The organism is Neobacillus dielmonensis (assembly GCF_000612665.1).
In the GTDB taxonomy this organism is placed as follows: Bacteria; Bacillota; Bacilli; order Bacillales; family Cytobacillaceae; genus Neobacillus; species Neobacillus dielmonensis.
This window is the reverse complement of sequence record NZ_HG942026.1, coordinates 37,207-40,031: the sequence shown is the minus strand read 5'-3', so window position 1 is coordinate 40,031 and position 2,825 is coordinate 37,207. Positions and strand designations below refer to the sequence as shown.

Here is a 2,825-nt window from a genome sequence, read left to right as displayed (position 1 = left end):
AAATGCCCTGGTTGCCAAGGTAGCTAAGGCATAAAGCAGGAAGTACAATTGAATCCCCGCCACATGTTTTTCAGCCGTATACAAAGGAAGAAATGTAGCAATTCCGCCGAAGGTAACCGTCAAAAAGAACAATAAAAGCGATGGCTTTAAGGCGCTTTTTTCATAAACCGCCAGTTTCACCTTTTCCTTAGCTGGCTCCGCTTTTTTATATTTAATTCTTGATGCCAGTAAAAAAGCCATTAAACCTAATCCCGCAGAAATCATAAATAATTGCTTGAATGTTAAAAATCCTGTTAATGTCAGCCCTAGTGATGGTCCGATGGCCATGGCAATATTCCCTGACAATCCATAATAGCCCAATCCTTCCCCGCGCCGGGATGGAGGAATTAAGTCCGTTGCAATTGTGCCTGAGGCCGTAGTGGAGAAGCCCCAGCCGACGCCTTGGACAACCCGCATCATAAACAGCAAAGCAATGCTGGCTAAAAAGCCGAAGGAACCAACGGATATAACGAATATCACTAATCCTGATAAAAACACAATACCTCTTCCCTTGGTCTCCAGCCAGTTTCCAGCAAATGGCCGAAGCAGCAGGGCGGAGAATGTAAAAATCCCAACCACTACACCAATCAATTGATTATTTCCTCCAAGTTCCTCTACATATAACGGAATCGTCGGAAGAGTCATTTGAAATCCAAGAAAAATAAAAAAGTTGGCACAAACAATAAAAATAAAATCTCTAGTCCATATCTTCTCTTTTGGTTTTCCAATCTGTTGTTCCATTGAACTTCCTCACTTTTTTTCTGTAGTATCCCCTTCTGCCAATAAAACCAAAGGAAAAAACGTCTCTACCAATTGTAGAAACGTTTTCTTGACTTATTGCTTAACACTCGCTGCAGCAACGACACGCTTCATCGCTTGAATTTGCCCCAAGTGCATGGTTTCATGGAACAGGGCAAAGCTTATCAGTTCTCCAAAAGTCTCCTGACCAAGAAAAGGAGTCTTGAGCTGTTCGTTAAAGCTTTCAGCTGGGATTGCCTTCATTCGTTTCAGTTGGTCTTGAAGCTGAGCGGTCAATTCTCCAACGGTCGGAACGTCTTCCTTCCAGTCAGCTGGTTTGGTTCCAGTGCCAAATAGCTCCAGATACCGTTCAGGCAGTTGTGTTGATTTTTTTGGAAACCCAAACATGAATTGTTCTGCTGTGGTTAGAATGTGGCCGATGTGCCAATGAATATTGTTGTTAAAGCCTTCTGGCTGTACATCAGCAATTGCTTCGTCCAGTCCATTAATTGTTTTTAAAAGGTAATTCCTTGTTACTTCCATCGTTTTAAATAACCGCTCACTCACTCCTATTACCTCCCTATTGTTTATCTAAAACCATTTTATACCAGTTTATCCGTTATTTGAATAAAAATGACTTACATTTCTTCGGGTGCAGAAATACCTAATAAGCGCAAACCTTCTTTAAGCACGACCGTCACACTGTAAACAAGAGCCAAGCGTGTTTCCCTTTCTGGGCTTTCTTCCAACACTTTGACCTCAGCATAATATTTATTAAATACTTGCCCTAGGTCAACGATGTATTTGGCAACCTGTGATGGATCGTAATTTTCGCAGGCCCGCTTGATGCTAGTAGGAAACTCCATTAACATGCTGACAACCTTCCATTCCTTTTCCCAGGCTGTTTGATACGCTTGTGACGGAGCAGTTGTTGGCTGCCAGCCCGCTTTTCGTAAAATGGAACAAGCTCTTGCAAATGTATATTGGACATACGGACCCGTTTCTCCTTCAAAACGGAGCATTTCCTCTAAAGAAAATTCAATATCATTCATCCGGTAATTTTTTAAATCATGAAAAATCACCGCTCCGACTCCGACTTGTTTGGCGACTTCCTCTTTGTTGGTTAAGTTCGGATTTTTCTCTTCGATATTCGTACGGGCCATGTCGATAGACTCGGCTAACACTTCTTCAAGCAGTACCACTTTGCCTTTTCGGGTAGACATTTTCTTTCCGTCTTTTAGCATCATGCCAAAAGGTATATGGACCATTCTGTCAGCCCAATCAAAGCCCATTTTTTTCAGAACAGTGATTAACTGTTTAAAATGCAAGCTTTGCTCATGGCCTACTACATACAGAGATTGGGCGAAGTCGTAATGCTCCTTGCGGTAAAGTGCCGCGGCCAGGTCGCGAGTCGCGTAGAGTGTTGCCCCATCTGACTTTTTGATTAAACATGGCGGTAGTTCTTCTTCTGTTAATTCCACTACCTGTGCGTTGTCAGACTCCACTAACAGTTGTTTTTCCTCCAGCAGCTCGACAATCCGGTCCATTTTATCGTTATAAAAAGCTTCACCAGCGTAGGAGTCAAAGCTTACACCCATGAGGTCATAAATCCGGGAAAATTCTTTTAAGGATTCATCCCGGAACCATTGCCAAAGATCCAAGGCCTCTTGATTGCCATCCTCGAGCTTCTTAAACCAGCTTCTTCCCTCATCTTCTAAAGCAGGGTCTGTCTCAGCTTCGGCATGGAATTTAACATAGAGGGTCAATAATTCTTTTATCGGGTTTTTCTTGACCATTTCGGCATCGCCCCAGCGTTTGTAGGCACTGATGAGTTTGCCAAACTGCGTGCCCCAGTCGCCAAGATGGTTAATCTTGATTGGCTGATAGCCGCTTTTTTCCACAATCAAGGCAAGAGCATTGCCAATAACAGTGGACCGCAAATGGCCCATCGAAAACGGTTTGGCAATGTTCGGCGAAGACATATCAATGGTCACCTTCCCGCCATTGCCCAAATTCTGAGACCCGTACTCGCTTTGTTGGGAAATGAT

General features: G+C 43.3%; 3 protein-coding genes. All 3 read right to left on the bottom strand.

All coding sequences use genetic code 11. The features are described 5' to 3' along the window. On the bottom strand, positions 1–780 hold a 780-nt coding region (locus BN2425_RS01840), incomplete at its 3' end, for an MFS transporter (protein WP_042454432.1). Positions 781–873: 93 nt separating this feature from the next. Next, complete coding sequence (locus BN2425_RS01835) at positions 874–1,344, bottom strand: DinB family protein (protein WP_042454429.1); 471 nt, start codon at positions 1,342–1,344, stop codon at positions 874–876. Positions 1,345–1,415: 71 nt separating this feature from the next. Continuing rightward, a partial coding sequence (gene argS, locus BN2425_RS01830; protein WP_042454427.1) for an arginine--tRNA ligase occupies positions 1,416–2,825 on the bottom strand: 1,410 nt, incomplete at its 5' end.